Annotated in this window: 12 protein-coding genes; 10 read left to right on the plus strand and 2 right to left on the minus strand. The window is 61.9% G+C overall.

Features of this window, described 5'->3' with window-relative positions; genetic code table 11:
- The first annotated feature begins 123 nt into the window (after nucleotides 1–123).
- The 8 genes from AC1D1J_RS20880 (at nucleotide 124) to AC1D1J_RS20915 (ending at nucleotide 8905) form a co-directional block, all read left to right on the plus strand.
- Nucleotides 124–2478, plus strand: coding sequence for a DNA translocase FtsK (locus AC1D1J_RS20880; protein WP_477685885.1), 2355 nt, complete (start codon nucleotides 124–126; stop codon nucleotides 2476–2478).
- 5 nt (nucleotides 2479–2483) lie between these two features.
- Nucleotides 2484–3128, plus strand: coding sequence for an outer membrane lipoprotein periplasmic chaperone LolA (lolA, locus tag AC1D1J_RS20885; RefSeq protein WP_477695758.1), 645 nt, complete (start codon nucleotides 2484–2486; stop codon nucleotides 3126–3128).
- A gap of 70 nt (nucleotides 3129–3198) precedes the next feature.
- Nucleotides 3199–4497 (plus strand): replication-associated recombination protein A, encoded by a 1299-nt coding sequence (locus tag AC1D1J_RS20890; protein ID WP_477685883.1) that lies wholly within the window; start codon nucleotides 3199–3201, stop codon nucleotides 4495–4497.
- A gap of 263 nt (nucleotides 4498–4760) precedes the next feature.
- A complete protein-coding gene (locus tag AC1D1J_RS20895) occupies nucleotides 4761–5690 on the plus strand; it encodes a branched-chain amino acid ABC transporter permease (RefSeq protein WP_457279487.1) in 930 nt (309 codons plus the stop codon).
- 34 nt (nucleotides 5691–5724) lie between these two features.
- Nucleotides 5725–6843 carry an ABC transporter permease subunit gene (locus AC1D1J_RS20900; protein ID WP_457279486.1) on the plus strand — a complete coding sequence of 373 codons (1119 nt, stop codon included), beginning with the start codon at nucleotides 5725–5727 and terminating at the stop codon, nucleotides 6841–6843.
- An 11-nt stretch (nucleotides 6844–6854) separates the two neighbouring features.
- Nucleotides 6855–7622 carry an ABC transporter ATP-binding protein gene (locus tag AC1D1J_RS20905; RefSeq protein ID WP_477685882.1) on the plus strand — a complete coding sequence of 256 codons (768 nt, stop codon included), beginning with the start codon at nucleotides 6855–6857 and terminating at the stop codon, nucleotides 7620–7622.
- A 14-nt stretch (nucleotides 7623–7636) separates the two neighbouring features.
- Nucleotides 7637–8353 carry an ABC transporter ATP-binding protein gene (locus AC1D1J_RS20910; RefSeq protein WP_477695759.1) on the plus strand — a complete coding sequence of 239 codons (717 nt, stop codon included), beginning with the start codon at nucleotides 7637–7639 and terminating at the stop codon, nucleotides 8351–8353.
- 162 nt (nucleotides 8354–8515) lie between these two features.
- On the plus strand, nucleotides 8516–8905 hold the full coding sequence (locus tag AC1D1J_RS20915) for a DUF2845 domain-containing protein (RefSeq protein WP_477685880.1): 390 nt from the start codon (nucleotides 8516–8518) through the stop codon (nucleotides 8903–8905).
- Between the two features lie 320 nt (nucleotides 8906–9225).
- On the opposite strand, the gene AC1D1J_RS20920 is transcribed toward AC1D1J_RS20915, so the two are convergent.
- Both AC1D1J_RS20920 and AC1D1J_RS20925 read right to left on the minus strand, forming a co-directional pair.
- Nucleotides 9226–10227 carry a Bug family tripartite tricarboxylate transporter substrate binding protein gene (locus AC1D1J_RS20920; protein WP_477685879.1) on the minus strand — a complete coding sequence of 334 codons (1002 nt, stop codon included), beginning with the start codon at nucleotides 10225–10227 and terminating at the stop codon, nucleotides 9226–9228.
- 160 nt (nucleotides 10228–10387) lie between these two features.
- Nucleotides 10388–11440, minus strand: a complete 1053-nt coding sequence (locus tag AC1D1J_RS20925; protein ID WP_477695760.1) for a CDP-6-deoxy-delta-3,4-glucoseen reductase — start codon at nucleotides 11438–11440, stop codon at nucleotides 10388–10390.
- 59 nt (nucleotides 11441–11499) lie between these two features.
- On the opposite strand from AC1D1J_RS20925, the gene AC1D1J_RS20930 reads away from it, so the two are divergent.
- Nucleotides 11500–12426, plus strand: coding sequence for an SDR family oxidoreductase (locus tag AC1D1J_RS20930; protein WP_477695761.1), 927 nt, complete (start codon nucleotides 11500–11502; stop codon nucleotides 12424–12426).
- Between the two features lie 304 nt (nucleotides 12427–12730).
- On the plus strand, nucleotides 12731–16156 hold a 3426-nt coding region (locus AC1D1J_RS20935), incomplete at its 3' end, for a two-partner secretion domain-containing protein (RefSeq protein ID WP_477695762.1).

Raw genomic sequence — 16156 nt, forward strand, 5'->3', positions numbered from 1 at the left:
ATGGCGGCGTTGCAAGCCTTGCGAAGGCATATAGCCTTCGCTGCGGCTCGCGCCTTGCCCTGGGCACGAATCCAACCCTTTCATTTTGTCTCGCTACTTCCGGCTTGCAGTACTAGCCGGGCCATGACTTACTCACTCGATACCCTGAACTCCAGAAATTCCCCAGCCGTGGGCGCGCCCAGCGGCATCAAACGCTTTGCCCATGAAGTCAGCCTGATTCTGGGTCTGCTCGGCCTGATTTTCTGGCTCGCGGCATTGCTCAGCTATTCACCGCAAGACGCTGCCTGGTCAACATCCGGTACCGCGGACATCCTGGGCGGCGCCCAAGCTGCGGCCCGCAACTGGGGTGGCCGCCTGGGCGCATGGCTGGCAGATGCGAGCTATTTCCTGCTGGGCTTTTCCGTCTGGTGGGCATTGGCGGCAGGCGCACAGGTCTGGCTGTCTTCATTGGCGCGCTGGCTTCGCGGCGAACCCCTTGCTCCCGATTCTTCCCACTCCGCCGGCCGGATCCGGTTTTGGCTGAGCCTGCTCCTGCTTTTGCTGGCCAGCGCGGCGCTGGAATGGTCACGGCTGTACCGTTTTGAATTCAGATTGCCCGGTCACGCTGGCGGCGTGCTGGGTTACCTGGCTGGAACGCAGGGCGAGAAATGGCTGGGTTTTGCTGGCTCAGGCCTGGTCTTCATTGCGCTCGGCGTTATCGCCGTGTCCGCCGTATTTGGCTTTTCCTGGGGGCATGTGGCCCTGCGTGTTGGCGCGTGGATTGACAACCTGATTGACTCCCGTCGCGAAAAGCGCGAAATTGCCGAAGACCTCGCCTTCGGCAAACTGGCTGCGCGTGAGCGCGAAGAGACCTTGATAGACGAGCGTATCGAGATTGAAGAGCACCACCCGGTGCCGGTCCTGATCGAGCCCGTGCTCGTGGACATTCCCAAAAGCGAGCGCGTGGCAAAAGAACGGCAAAAACCGCTCTTCAGTGAGATGCCCGACTCCAAGCTGCCGCAGGTTGACCTGCTCGATGGTGCGTTGACGCGCCAGGAGACCGTGGCCCCCGAGACGCTGGAAATGACCTCGCGGCTGATCGAGAAAAAGCTGAAAGATTTCGGCGTCGAGGTGCGTGTCGTGGCCGCTGCGCCAGGCCCCGTCATCACCCGTTATGAAATCGAGCCGGCGACGGGTGTGAAGGGTTCGCAGGTCGTTAACCTGGCCAAAGACCTGGCGCGCGCCCTCAGCCTGGTTTCCATTCGCGTGATCGAAACCATTCCCGGCAAAAACTACATGGCGCTGGAGCTGCCCAACGCCAAGCGCCAGTCCATCAAGCTCAGTGAAATCCTGGGTTCACAGGTCTACAACGAAGCCAAGTCCATGCTCACCATCGGCTTGGGCAAGGACATCAGCGGCGCTGCGGTGGTGGCTGACCTCGCCAAGATGCCGCACTGCCTGGTGGCCGGTACCACCGGCTCGGGCAAGTCGGTCGGCATCAACGCCATGATCCTGAGCCTGCTCTACAAGGCCGATGCACGTGACGTGCGGCTGCTGCTGATCGACCCCAAGATGCTGGAGATGAGTGTCTATGAAGGCATTCCGCATTTGCTGGCGCCGGTCGTGACCGACATGCGCCAGGCCGCCCACGGCCTGAACTGGTGTGTGGCCGAAATGGAAAAACGCTACAAGCTCATGAGCAAGCTGGGCGTGCGCAACCTGGCTGGCTACAACGCCAAACTCGACGAGGCCAAGGCCAAGGGCGAATTTATCTACAACCCCTTCAGCCTCACGCCCGAGCAGCCCGAGCCGCTGGAGCGCCTGCCTTACATCGTGGTGGTGATCGACGAGCTGGCCGACCTGATGATGGTGGTCGGCAAGAAGATTGAAGAGCTGATTGCCCGCCTGGCGCAAAAAGCCCGGGCTGCCGGCATCCACCTGGTGCTGGCTACCCAGAGGCCAAGCGTGGATGTGATTACCGGCCTGATCAAGGCCAATATCCCCACCCGCCTGTCTTTCCAGGTCAGCAGCAAGATCGACAGCCGGACCATTCTTGACCAGATGGGCGCTGAGGCATTGTTAGGAATGGGTGACATGCTTTACATGCCGAGTGGTACAGGCTTTCCAATTCGGGTGCATGGTGCGTTTGTGAGCGATGACGAAGTGCACCGCGTGGTGGCCTACCTCAAGCAGCAGGGCGAACCCAATTACATCGAAGGCGTGCTCGAAGGCGGTACCGTCGATGGCGAGGACGGCGACTTGCTGGGTGATGGCGGCAGTGGCGGCAACGGCGGTGGTGAAAAAGACCCGATGTACGACCAGGCCGTGGAAGTTGTACTGAAGAACCGCAAGGCCAGCATTTCGCTGGTGCAGCGTCACCTCAAGATCGGCTACAACCGCGCGGCGCGGTTGGTCGAAGACATGGAAAAAGCCGGGCTGGTCAGTGCCATGAGTGGCAGCGGTCAGCGCGAAATCCTGGTGCCCTCGCGGGCGGAGTGACGATCATGAAGAAATATTTTGCTACTGTTTTGATAGCTGCTTGCGCCCATCCTGTATGGGCCAATGGCCTGGAAAGCCTGGAGACCTTTGTGAAGACCGTCAGCAGCGGGCGCGCCGAATTCACCCAGGTGGTGACTGCGCCGGGCAAGGACGGCCAGGCTGCACGCAGCAAGACGTCGAACGGTACGTTTGAGTTTTCGCGGCCCAACCGTTTCCGCTTTGTCTATAAAAAGCCTTTTGAGCAAACCATCGTGGCCGATGGCCAGACCTTGTGGCTCTACGACTCAGACCTCAACCAGGTCACCTCGCGCAAGCAGTCCAGCGCGCTGGGCTCGACGCCAGCTGCCTTGATCGCTGCGGCTCCTGATTTGCGCGCGCTGCAGGCCGATTTCACCCTGGCTGCGGCGCCCGACGCCGGCGGTCTGCAGTGGGTAGTTGCCACGCCCAAGGCCAAAGATGGGCAACTGCAGACCGTGCGTGTGGGCTTTCGCCCCGGCGAAAAGTCGTCAGGCCTCGCTGCGCTTGAAATCCTCGACAGCTTCGGGCAGCGCTCCGTGTTGAGCTTCAGCAAGGTCGAAGTCAACCCCAGCCTGCCAGCCGATACGTTTCGCTTCGTACCGCCCCCCAAGGCGGATGTGATCAAGCAGTAAAGACGGGTAACACGGCGCCGGTGCCGCCCGCGAAGCGTCAGGTGCTCAAGGCGGGACAACGCAAAGACTCATGGCCACCAAATCCTCCCACCAGCCACTGGCCGAACGCTTGCGCCCCCAAAACCTGGGCGAAGTGATCGGTCAGCAGCACCTGCTGGGTGAAGGCATGCCACTGCGCATCGCGTTCGAATCGGGACAGCCGCACAGTTGCATCCTTTGGGGCCCGCCCGGCGTCGGCAAGACCACCATCGCGCGGCTCATGGCGAGCAGTTTTGATGCTCACTTCATCACTATTTCCGCCGTGCTGGGCGGCGTCAAGGACATCCGGGAGGCAGTCGAGCAGGCGTCTGTCTGGCAGGGGCAGGGCGGCAAGCGCACGATTGTGTTCGTCGATGAGGTACACCGCTTCAACAAAAGCCAGCAGGACGCATTTTTGCCCCATGTGGAAAGCGGCCTTTTCACCTTCATTGGCGCCACCACTGAAAACCCATCGTTCGAGGTGAACTCGGCCTTGCTCTCGCGCGCGGTGGTGTACGTATTGCAGCCGCTGGGTGAAGCGGATCTCAAGAAAATAGTGGCCAAGGTGCTTGCGGAACGGGCGCTACCAGCTATAGAAACCATAGCAGATGAGGCCGTTGACAGGCTGGTTTCCTATGCCGACGGCGACGCCCGCCGCCTCTTGAACACGCTGGAGTCCCTCAGCGTGGCGGCCAAGGCCGAGAAAGTCACCGAGGTCACCGACGCCTGGCTGCTCAAGGTACTGGGCGAACGCCTGCGCCGTTACGACAAGGGCGGCGAACAGTTCTACGACACCATTTCCGCCCTGCACAAGTCGGTGCGCGGCTCAGACCCCGACGCGGCGCTCTACTGGTTCATGCGCATGCTCGACGGTGGCGCCGAACCGCGCTACATGGCGCGCCGACTGGTGCGCATGGCCAGCGAAGACATCGGGCTGGCCGACCCGCGTGCCTTGCGCATGGCGCTGGATGCTGCGGAAGTCTACGAACGCCTCGGTTCCCCCGAGGGCGAGCTGGCGCTGGCCCAGTGCGTTATCTATCTGGCAGTCGCGCCCAAGTCCAATGCCGTCTACAAGGCCTTCAACGAGGCCAAGGCTTTCATCGCCAAAGACGGCACCCGCCCGGTGCCTCTGCATTTGCGCAATGCACCAACAAAGCTCATGAAACAGCTGGATTACGGCAAAAACTACCGTTACGCCCACGACGAGGAGGACGGCTTTGCCGCGGGTGAGAATTATTTTCCGGAAGGCATGTCACCTCCAGGTTTCTATCGCCCCGTCAACAGGGGGCTGGAGATACGCATAGCTGATAAGTTAAATGAGTTGAAAATTAAGAACAATAAGAAAGGCTAATAAAAAACAAAAGCCGCTGATAAAGGCTGATCCAGCCCCGAAAATACACTCCCTCAAGGGTAAACCCCGCGAAAACCGCACCGCTGGCTCGATTCTCGCTAGAGACGCTTGGCTACAATTTGCGGATTAGCTCGCCAACTTCACCAGCCATCCGGCTTTGATAGGCGGGCTTTTTGTTAACTCGCGCCAGCCGCCGGTGATCCCGGCAGCTGGCGGTCGCCAGGCAGAGTTGGCAATTTCATCAAACGGACGGAGAGTGAGTTATGGAAATATTGCTACAGCAGATCATCAATGGTCTGGTGCTGGGCAGCATGTATGCCTTGATCGCCTTGGGCTACACGATGGTGTACGGCATCATCAACCTGATCAACTTCGCACACGGCGAAGTACTGATGGTGGGGGCTTTGACCAGCTGGACCATCATCGGCCTGATGCAGGATTCCATGCCGGGCACGCCAGGCTGGATTATTTTGCTGATTTCGCTGCTGATCGCCTTTGTGGTGTGCGGCGCCCTCAATTTCGCGATTGAGAAAATCGCCTACCGGCCCTTGCGAAACTCTCCCAAACTGGCCCCGCTGATCACCGCCATCGGCATGTCGCTGCTGCTGCAGACCCTGGCCATGATCATCTGGAAGCCCAACTACAAACCCTATCCCACGCTGTTGCCTTCCGAGCCTTTCCAGGTCGGCGGTGCCGTCATCACCGTGACCCAGCTCTTCATCCTGGGCGCAACCGTTGTCTCCCTTTCCGTGCTCATGTGGCTGGTGCATTACACCAAGCTGGGCCGCGCGATGCGTGCCACCGCTGAAAACCCCCGCGTCGCGGCACTGATGGGCGTGCGGCCCGACACTGTCATCTCGGCCACCTTCATCATCGGCGCCATCCTCGCCGCGCTGGCCGGCGTCATGTACGCCTCCAACTACGGGACGGTGCAGCACACCATGGGCTTCCTGCCCGGCCTCAAGGCCTTCACGGCGGCTGTGTTCGGCGGCATCGGCAACCTGGGCGGCGCGGTGCTTGGCGGCATTTTGCTGGGCCTGATCGAATCCATCGGCGCCGGCTACATCGGCCCGCTGACGGGCGGCGTTCTGGGCAGCCAGTACTCCGACATCTTTGCTTTCATCGTGCTGATTTTTGTGCTCACGCTGCGGCCTTCGGGCTTGCTGGGTGAGCGTGTAGCGGACCGGGCGTGACGCCGCGTCCATCCGGTACACAAGGAGAACATTCATGAATTCTGTCAAATCGAAAAAACTCATTACCTTCCTGATCGTCGCGGCGGCGCTGCTGGTGCTGCCCCTGATCCTGCAGCAGGGCGGCAACGCCTGGGTGCGCATTGTCGACATGGCGCTGCTGTATGTGCTGCTGGCCCTGGGCCTGAACATCGTGGTTGGTTACGCCGGCCTGCTGGACCTGGGTTACGTTGCCTTCTTCGCGGTCGGCGCCTACCTGTTCGCGCTGCTCGGCTCGCCGCACCTGGCCGACGCCTTTCCCTGGATTGCAGCGCAGTTTCCGAACGGGCTGCATTTGCCGATCTGGGCGATCATCCCGGCCGCAGCGGCCCTCGCCGGATTCTTTGGCGTGGTGCTGGGCGCACCGACCCTCAAGCTGCGTGGCGACTATCTCGCCATCGTGACACTGGGCTTCGGTGAAATCATCCGCGTGTTCCTGAACAACCTGGACCGCCCCATCAACCTGACCAACGGTCCCAAGGGCATCAACCAGATCGACTCGATGAAGTTCTTCGGCTTCGACCTGGGCAAGCCGCATGAGTTTTTCGGCTTCGAAGTCAACTCGGTGTCGATGTACTACTACCTCTTCCTGGTGCTGGTGATCGTCTCGGTTGTGGTTTGCCACCGCCTGGAAAACTCCCGCATCGGCCGCGCCTGGATGGCGATCCGTGAAGACGAAATCGCCGCCAAGGCCATGGGCATCAACACCCGCAACCTGAAGCTGCTGGCCTTCGGCATGGGCGCCACTTTCGGCGGTGTGTCAGGCTCCATGTTTGCCGCCTTCCAGGGGTTTGTATCTCCCGAATCCTTCAGCCTGATGGAGTCGGTCATGATCGTCGCCATGGTGGTGCTGGGTGGCATCGGCCATTTGCCCGGCGTCATTCTGGGTGCCTTGCTGCTCGCGGCCTTGCCTGAAGTGCTGCGCCATGTGGCCGGCCCGCTGCAGGCCATGACCGACGGCCGGCTTGACTCCGCCATCCTGCGTCAGCTGCTGATCGCGCTGGCCATGATCAGTGTCATGCTGATGCGTCCGCGCGGCCTGTGGCCCGCTTCCGAGCACGGCAAGTCGCTGAACAAGCCCGTCGGCCCGGACCCTATCCAGTCAATCAACCCCTAAGGAGAATGGACATGAGCGAAACCATTCTTAAAGTCTCGGGTGTCTCCAAGCGCTTCGGCGGTTTGCAGGCCCTTTCCGATGTCGGCATCCATATCGAGCGTGGCCAGGTGTATGGCCTGATCGGCCCCAACGGCGCCGGTAAAACCACCTTCTTCAATGTATTGACGGGCCTTTACACGCCCGACAGCGGCACCTTCGAGCTCGCCGGCAAGCCCTACAAGCCGACGGCGGTCCACGAAGTGGCCAAGGCCGGCATTGCCCGTACCTTCCAGAACATCCGTCTGTTTGCCGACATGACCGCCCTCGAAAACGTCATGGTCGGCCGTCATATCCGTACCAGCTCGGGCCTGATTGGCGCCGTGCTGCGCACCCCCGGTTTCAAGCACGAAGAAGCCGCCATCGCCAAGCGCTCGCAGGAGCTGCTGGACTATGTCGGCATCGGCAAATACGCCGACTTCAAGGCGCGCACCCTGAGCTACGGCGACCAGCGCCGCCTCGAAATTGCCCGGGCTCTCGCGACCGACCCGCAGCTTATTGCGCTGGACGAGCCGGCCGCCGGCATGAACGCGACCGAAAAAGTGCAGCTGCGCGAACTGATCGACCGGATCCGCAAGGACAACCGCACCATCCTGCTGATCGAACACGACGTGAAGCTGGTCATGGGCCTGTGCGACCGGGTCACCGTGCTCGACTACGGCAAGCAGATCGCCGAAGGCGCGCCCGCGGACGTACAAAAAGACGAAAAAGTGATCACCGCCTATCTGGGCACAGGTCATTGAAGGAAAGCAAGAACATGGCAAACACACTCCTTAAAGTGACCGGCCTGAAAGTCGCCTACGGCGGCATCCAGGCGGTCAAGGGCGTTGACTTCGAAGTCAACGACGGCGAACTGGTCACCCTGATTGGCTCCAACGGCGCCGGCAAGACCACCACCATGAAAGCGATCACCGGCACGCTGCCGATGCTGGGCGGCGACATTGAATACCTGGGCAAGAGCATCAAGGGCCGCGGCGCCTGGGATCTGGTCAAAGAAGGCCTGGCCATGGTGCCGGAAGGCCGCGGCGTGTTCACCCGCATGACCATCACCGAAAACCTGCAGATGGGCGCCTACATTCGCAGCGACAAGGCGGGCATCGCCGAAGACATGGAAAAGATGTTCGTGCTTTTCCCCCGACTGCGTGAGCGCAAGGACCAGCTGGCCGGCACCATGTCGGGCGGCGAACAGCAGATGCTGGCCATGGGCCGCGCATTGATGAGCCGCCCCAAGGTGCTGCTGCTGGACGAGCCCTCCATGGGCCTTTCGCCCATCATGGTCGACAAGATCTTCGAAGTGGTCAAGGACGTTTCAGCCCGCGGCGTGACGGTGCTGCTGGTCGAGCAGAACGCCAGCCGCGCACTCGGCATTGCCAACCGCGGCTACGTCATGGAGTCGGGCAACGTCACCATGAACGGTGACGCGAAAGACCTTCTGAACGACCCGCGCGTGAGGGCCGCTTACCTCGGCGAGTAACCAGGCGTCCCGCACTCCGGCAGGCATTGCGGGACGTACGTTTCCACCAAATCTGGCGAACCAGCGCGAGGGCATAAATGCCTTGCGGCGCCTAATATTTACGCATAAAGTTCGAAGGGTACGCACCACGCGCACCCTTGTTGAACCTTGGGGAAGCCAAAAATGAACCAGTATGTTGTCCGCACTGCTGTCGTGATGTTCGCCTTTCTGGCCTCATCCTTTTTCACCGGGGCTTCGGCCCAGTCACTGCGCTGCAAGGGCGACCTCGCGCAGATCGGCAATTCCAAAGGCACGATCCTGCAGAAATGCGGCGAGCCCGTCATGAAAGACACGTTCTGCAAAGCCACGCCTGACACCGTGTCCAGCTCGACCGTCGTGACGCCAAATACCGCAGGTTCCACCGCCAGCACCACGACCAACGTGACGGTCAACACCTGCCAGCAGGTGGAAGAGTGGACTTACAACCCGGGTTACGGGCAGTTCATGACCATGCTGCTGTTTGAGGGCGGTTCCCTGAAGAGCATTCGATACGGGGATCGAGTCACGCGTTGAGCCCCCACGGTCGCTCACTGCGTGTAGCTTCCTGCCCCCCGAGGGGGCCGCTGCGCCTACGGCCCGGCAAAGCCGAAAAATTGGCACACCCCTATCGAGCTCACTGCGTGTAGCTCTTTTCCCCTTGCAGGGGACCGCGCCAGCGGCCCGGCAAAGCCGGTTCCGCGGCACCCGCTGGCTTGAAGAATTCGGTGGGTACGACCAGTGATGAAGGTATTTCACCTGTGGGGGCCGAGGGTCCGGCTTCGCCGGCCCCAGGCGCCGCCCCCTGAGGGGGGAACAGGCTACACGCAGTGAGCCTGGAAGGGGGTGGACCTATTTCAATCCACCTTCGCGCCTGACGCCTTCACCACTTTTTCATACTTCGCCATTTCGCTTTTCATGAAGGCGCCGAACTGCTCGGGCGTGTTGCCTACGGGTTCGGCCATCAGTGTGGCAAAGCGGGTTTTGGCTTCGGGTGAATTCAGCGCGGCGACGAATGCCTGGTTGAGTTTGGCGATCACGTCTTTCGGGGTGCCCGCAGGCGCCACCAGTCCCCACCAGGTGTCGATCTCAAAACCCTTGAGCGTTTCGGCCACGGTGGGCACATCGGGCAGCATGGCGCTGCGCTTCGCTGTGGTGACTGCCAGTGCCTTGAGTTTGCCGGCCTTGATGTTGGCCGATGCTGTGGCCAGGTTGTCAAAGTTGTAGTCCACCTGGCCGCTTAGCAGTGCCAGTTGCGCCGGGTTGCCGCCGTTGTAGGGAATGTGCAGCGCGAAGATGCCGGCCTGCGCCTTGAACATTTCGCCGGCAAGGTGCCCGGCGCTGCCGTTACCGCCGCTGGCGTAATTGAGCTTGGCCGGGTTGGCTTTGGCGTACTTGATCAGATCGCCCAGCGAGTTGATGTTCAGGCGCCGCGCGGAGTCGGCGTTGATCACCAGCACATTGGGCACGCGCACCAGCTGCGTGATGGGCGCAAAGTCGGTGGCCGCGTTGTACGGCATCCTGCTGTAAAGCCAGGGGTTGATGGCGTGGGTGGCGACAGCGGAAATGCCGATCGTCATGCCGTCGGGTTGCGCCTTGGCGATGGCGTCGACGCCGATGTTGCCGCCGCCGCCGGGTTTGTTTTCAATGATGACCGGGCCAAGCGTGTCCTTGACGCGTTCGGCCATCAGGCGGGCCGTCACGTCGATCGGGCCACCGGGGGCATACGGCACGATGATGCGCATGACCTTGGGCTGGGCGTGCGACAGAGGGGCCGACAGTGCCATGCCGGCAATCAAAAGAGCACCCAGGCATTTGCCGGGCAGGGAAGTGAGGAGGGAAACGGGTCGAATGTTCATGCTTCGTATTGTTGCAAATAATCAGGCCTCGCCGGCTTGCAGCGAACCCGGCTTTTCATGAGCCGGAGCGCATTCCCATAAAAATGCCCCGGCTGACGCATCAGCCGGGGCACTTCTTTTTCTTCTTCTTTTTTCTCTTGTTTGTCGGGGGGCTGGCCGTTCAGGTCTCTGCGGGGACGGTCGCCTGCGCTTTTTCTTTTTCGGTCACAAAAGAGTCGGCATAAAACTCGTCCTCCGGGAGGCCCGCAGCCGTGTAGGCGGCCTTGGCTGAGTCCACCACGATGGGCGCGCCGCAGGCATACACCTGGTGGCCCGACAGGTCGGAAAAATCTTCCAGCACGGCCTGGTGGACGAAGCCGGTGCGGCCCGTCCAGTTGTCCTCGGGCAGGGCATTGGAAATCACCGGCACGTAGCGCAAATTCGGCATTTCCGCTGCCTTGGCCTTGACCCATTCGTCCATGTACAAATCGGCCGGGCGGCGGCCGCCCCAGTACAGCACGGCAGGGCGCGTGATGCCTTTGTGTTGCAGATGCTCAATCAGCGCCTTGATGGGCGCAAAGCCGGTGCCCGATGCCAGCAGCACCATGGGTTTGTCGCTGTCTTCGCGCAGGTAAAAGCTGCCAAAGGGGCCTTCGATGCGCAGGATTTCTTTTTCTTTCATGGGGCCGAATACGTGCTCGGTGAACTTGCCGCCCGGCATGTGGCGAATGTGCAGCTCTACGCCCGGGTTGTTGGCCTGGGTGTGTGGTGCGTTGCCCATCGAATACGCGCGGCGGTCGCCGTCGCGCAGCAAAAACTCCACATACTGGCCAGCGTGGTACTTGAACACATCGCTGGCCGGCAATTGCAGGCGCACCACCATCACGTCGTGCGAGGCCTTGGCCAGGCTGTTGATGCGCACCGGCATCTTCTTGACCGGGAAGGCGCTTTCATCGGTGACGTGGCGTGATTCGAGGACGATATCGCTCGTCGCCCTGGCGCTGCAGGTCAGGATGAAGCCGTTCGCCTCTTCCTCGGGTGACATGGCCTTGACCTGGTGCGCGCCATGGAGGACGGTGCCCTCCAGCTTTTTGGACTTGCAGGAGCCGCAGGCGCCATCCTTGCAGCCATAGGGCAGGCCAATGCCCTGGCGAATGGCGGCTGCCAGCAGCGGTTCATCCGCCTCGGCGATGAATGTCCGGCCACTGGGTTGCACGGTCACGGTAAAGCTCATATTCGGTATCCTTGCGGTATCTGTTCTCGACTCGGCCGGTTTCCCGGCAACCCCCAATTTTGCCCTCAAACCTGAACCCCTTAGGCGCACTGCCTTTCCGCTTCCGCCGCGAGCGGATTTTGATCGTTGGCTGCGGTGATGTGGGCCTGCGTGTGGCCCGGCTGCTGCCGCGCAATATCCGCCTGATGGCGCTGACCTCGTCGCCGGAGCGCTCGCCGGCCTTGCGCGCACAGCGCATCACGCCGCTGCAGGGCAACCTGGACGACGCTGCCTCTCTGCGGCGCCTGGCGGGGCTGGCTACACGGGTGGTGCACCTGGCGCCGCCACCCGGCGACCAGCCCGACTGGCGTACGGACCCACGTACGCTGGCGTTGCTGCGCGCCCTGCGCCTGCGCAGCCTGCCGCAGTCCCTGGTGTATGGCTCTACCAGCGGGGTGTATGGCGACTGTGGCGGCGAGTGGGTGCGCGAGACGCGGCCATTGAAGCCCCACACACCGCGTGCCCAGCGGCGTTTACATGCCGAGGCGCATCTGCGGCTTTTTGGCGGGGCCACCGGCACCCGTGTGCACCTGCTGCGCATCCCGGGCATCTATGCGCCCGACCGCGAAGGCGGTACGCCGCGTGGCAGGTTGCTCAAGGGCACGCCTGTACTGCGTGCCGAAGACGACGTCTACACCAACCATATCCACGCCGACGACCTGGCCCGTGCCTGCCTGGCGGCGCTGTGGCGCGGCAAGCCCCAGCGCGCCAGTAACGCCAGCGACGACACGCAGCTGAAGATGGGCGACTATTTCGACCTGGCGGCGGACCTCTATGGCCTGCCGCGGCCGCCGCGCCTGGCACGGGGCTCGGCACAGGAAGAGTTGCCGCTGATGCTGCTGAGCTTCATGAGCGAGTCGCGCCGGCTGGACAACACCCGCCTGAAGCAGGAGTTGCGGCTTCGTTTGCACTACCCGACAGTAGCAATTGGCCTGCGCGATCAGTGAGTACGCCAGCCGCGCGGGCGCAACGCAATAAATGCCATTGACCGCCTGAAATGAACGGGTTGCCACCATGGCAGCCCGTTTTCTCATTTTGGGTGTCTTTTTTTGGCAACGGCGCTGCGGTCGAATGTTACAACCAAAGCGGTAACAAATTGCAACTAACTTGGTCGACCTGGAGCACGTTTCTATTAACTGCAAAAAGAACTTTTTTTAACCCGATGTGCCGGGTTTCCTTTGTGAATACCATCACATCGAGTGCCTCTTTCTTGCAACCGGCTGACGCAAGGGGACTCGCGGGATGTGAAAAATGCACAAAAAAAGTTCGAAAAATGCGCGTACGGCAGCTCAATTTGTAACAATTATCGGCCAGCGTGCACCTACCGCGGCGCCGCCGTTTTTTGATGCACTGGGACGGATGGCCGGTAGCGCCTCAGGCAGATGGACCCTGCGCAAGCCGGTAACGGCCGTTTTGCTGCTGGGAGCAGCAACAGCGCAGGCCGGCCCGGTAGACGGGCAGGTCACGTCGGGCGCAGCCAGCATCTCGCAGAGCGGCTCCGCCACCACCATCAATCAATCCAGCCAGAACGCTTCGCTGACCTGGAAGAGCTTTAACGTAGGCGCGCAGGAAAGCGTCAACTTCGTGCAGCCTTCGGCCAGCGCGATCGCGGTCAACCGCATCCTGGACACCCATGGCAGCCAGATCCTGGGTCAGCTCAATGCCAACGGGCAGGTCTTCCTGATCAACCCCAACGGCATCCTGTTTGGCGCCGGCGCCCAGGTCAATGTGGGCGGGCTGGTGGCGTCAACGCTGGATGTCAAGGATGCCGACCTGAGCAGCGGAAAGCGCAGCTTCAGCGGCGCAGGCGCAGGCAGTGTGGTCAACCAGGGCACCATCAATGCAGCCAAGGGTGGCTACGTTGCAATGGTCGGCAATACCGTGCGCAACCAGGGCACTATCAACGCCCCGCAGGGCAGCGTGGCGCTGGCGGCAGGCAGCGCGGCTACTTTGACCTTCCAGGGCAACCAGCTGCTCAAGGTCGAGGTGGACCAGAGCGTTCTTAACAGCCTGGCCGAGAACGGCGGGTTGATTCTGGCTGACGGCGGGCAGGCGCTTATGAGCGCCGGTGCCAAGGATTCCCTGCTGGCCAGCGCAGTCAACAACACCGGGGTGATCCAGGCGCGCACCGTGGAAAACCGCAGCGGCACCATCATCCTGCTGGGCGGCATGGCCGCCGGCACCGCCAACATTGCGGGCACGCTGGACGCTTCGGCGCCCAACGGCGGCAACGGCGGCTTTGTGGAAACCTCGGGCGCGCAGGTGAACATTGCCGACGGCGCCCGGATCACCACGGGGGCCCCCGCCGGTAACAGCGGCACCTGGCTGATCGACCCGGTGGATTTCACCATCGCTGCTGCGGGCGGGAACATCACGGGTGCGGCCCTGAGTGCCAACCTGGCCTCAGGTAACGTCGTCATCCAGAGCAGCAGCGGGAACACGGGCACAGCGGGCGACGTCAACGTCAACGACGTGGTGAGCTGGAGCATCAACCAGCTGACGCTCAACGCGCAGAACAACATCAACATCAACGCCAACCTCAACGCATCGGGCACCGGCAAGCTGGCGCTGGAATACGGCCAGGGCAATACCAACGGCATCACCAACTCTTACAACTTCAACAACGGCGCGAAGATCAATTTGCCGGCAGGCAACAATTTCAGCACCAAGCAAGGCAGCAACGGTACCCCCGTCGCCTATACGGTGATCACTGACCTGGGCACCGCAACCAGCACCAGCGGCACAGATTTACAGGGCATGAGCGGCAATCTCAACGGTCGCTACGCACTGGGCGCTGACATCGACGCCTCGCCAACCAGCGCCTGGAACGGCGGCAGTGGATTCGAACCGCTGGGCAACAACCTGGCGCAGTTCAGTGGCATCCTGGACGGTTTGGGCCACACCATTTCCGGCCTCACTATCAACCGGCCCACCGCCACCTACGTCGGTCTGTTCGGCTATGTAGGCGCTTCGGGGCGAATCAACAATCTGGGCTTGGCCGGCGGCAGCGTCACGGGCCAAACCAAAGTCGGCGCGTTGGCCGGGTGGAGCAATGGCAATATCACCAACAGCTACGCCAGCACCTCAGTGACCGGCTCCGGATCCGAGGCTGGTGGGCTGGTGGGGACCAGCCAGGGCGTAATCCGCAACAGCCACGCCAGCGGCGCGGTGATCGGCTCGTTCATTGTGGGCGGGCTGGTTGGCTGGAACCAGGGCCTTATCAGCGACAGCTATGCCACCGGCTCTGTCGGCGCATCGAGTTCGCGGGTTGGCGGGCTGGTGGGCGACATGCTCAACGGCGGAAGCGTCAGCAATAGCTACGCCAGCGGCAACGTCACCAGCACCGGCCAGGATGTCGGCGGGCTCGTGGGGTATTGGGACAGCAATGGCACCGCCAATGTTGTGATCAGCAATAGTTATGCGAGTGGCACGGTGTCCGGCACCACGAATGTCGGCGGCCTGGTGGGCTATAAGTTCAATGCTGGTGGCACCATCAACAACAGCTACGCGACCGGGGCCGTGAGCGGCACCAGCAACCTGGGTGGGCTGGTCGGCTTGTGGGACGCCGGGACGGCGATCAACAACAGTTTCTGGGACACCGTCACAACCGGGCGGGCCACCAGCTCGGGCGGCGGCATGGGCATGACCACAGCCCAGATGCAACAACAGGCCAATTTCAGCTCGGCCACGGCTGCCAACGGCAACGTCAACCCGAACTGGGATTTCACCAGCGTCTGGCGTATTTATGAGGGAAATAGCCGTCCTCTGCTCAAGGCACTCATGAAGGCCACCACGGTCACCGTTGCCAATACCAGCAAGACCTACGACAAGCTGTCCTGGAATGGTGGAACCAGCGTTAGTTGCTCCAACGTGGCCTGCGGCAGCTTGTCGGGCAGCATCGGTTTCGGCGGAACCGCCCAGGGCGCGGTCAATGCCGGAAGCTATACGGTGACAGCGTCCGGCCTGTATTCCAACCAGCAGGGCTACGACATCAGTTACGCCAATGGCACGCTGACAGTGAATCCCGCCAGCTTGACGGTCACAGGTGTAGGCGCAAACAGCAAGGTGTATGACGCCGGCACCACCGCCACCCTCAACGGCACGGCCAGCGTAACAGCCATTGCCGGCGACACGGTGAGCGTGGCCGGCACCGGCAGCGGTGCTTTCGCCAACAAGAACGTGGGCAACGGCAAAGCCGTGACCGTCACCGGCTATACGCTGAGCGGCGCCGATGCCGCCAACTATGTCATCGTGCAGCCCACGGGCCTGACCGCGAACATCACACCGGCCAGCGTTGTCGTTGGCGGTGTGACGATCCAGGACAAGGTGTACAACGCCAACGACGCCTCCACCATCAGCGGCACGGCCAGCGTTGCAGCTTTCGCCGGTGATACGGTGAACGTGCTCGGCACGGGCATCGGCCGGTTTGCCGACAAGAACGTGGGCAACGGCAAGGTGGTTACCGTGACCGGCTACACGCTGGGCGGCGCCGATGCCGGCAACTACACCGTGGTGCAACCCACAGGTTTCACGGCAAACATCACGCCGGCCAGCCTGGCGGTTACCGGCGTAGGCGCAAACAACAAGGTTTACGACACGACCACCACAGCGACGCTGAGCGGGACAGCAGCGGTGACGGCTTTGAGTGGTGATACCGTGACCGTGGGCGGTACCGGC

The organism is Polaromonas sp. P1_F8, from assembly GCF_056405635.1.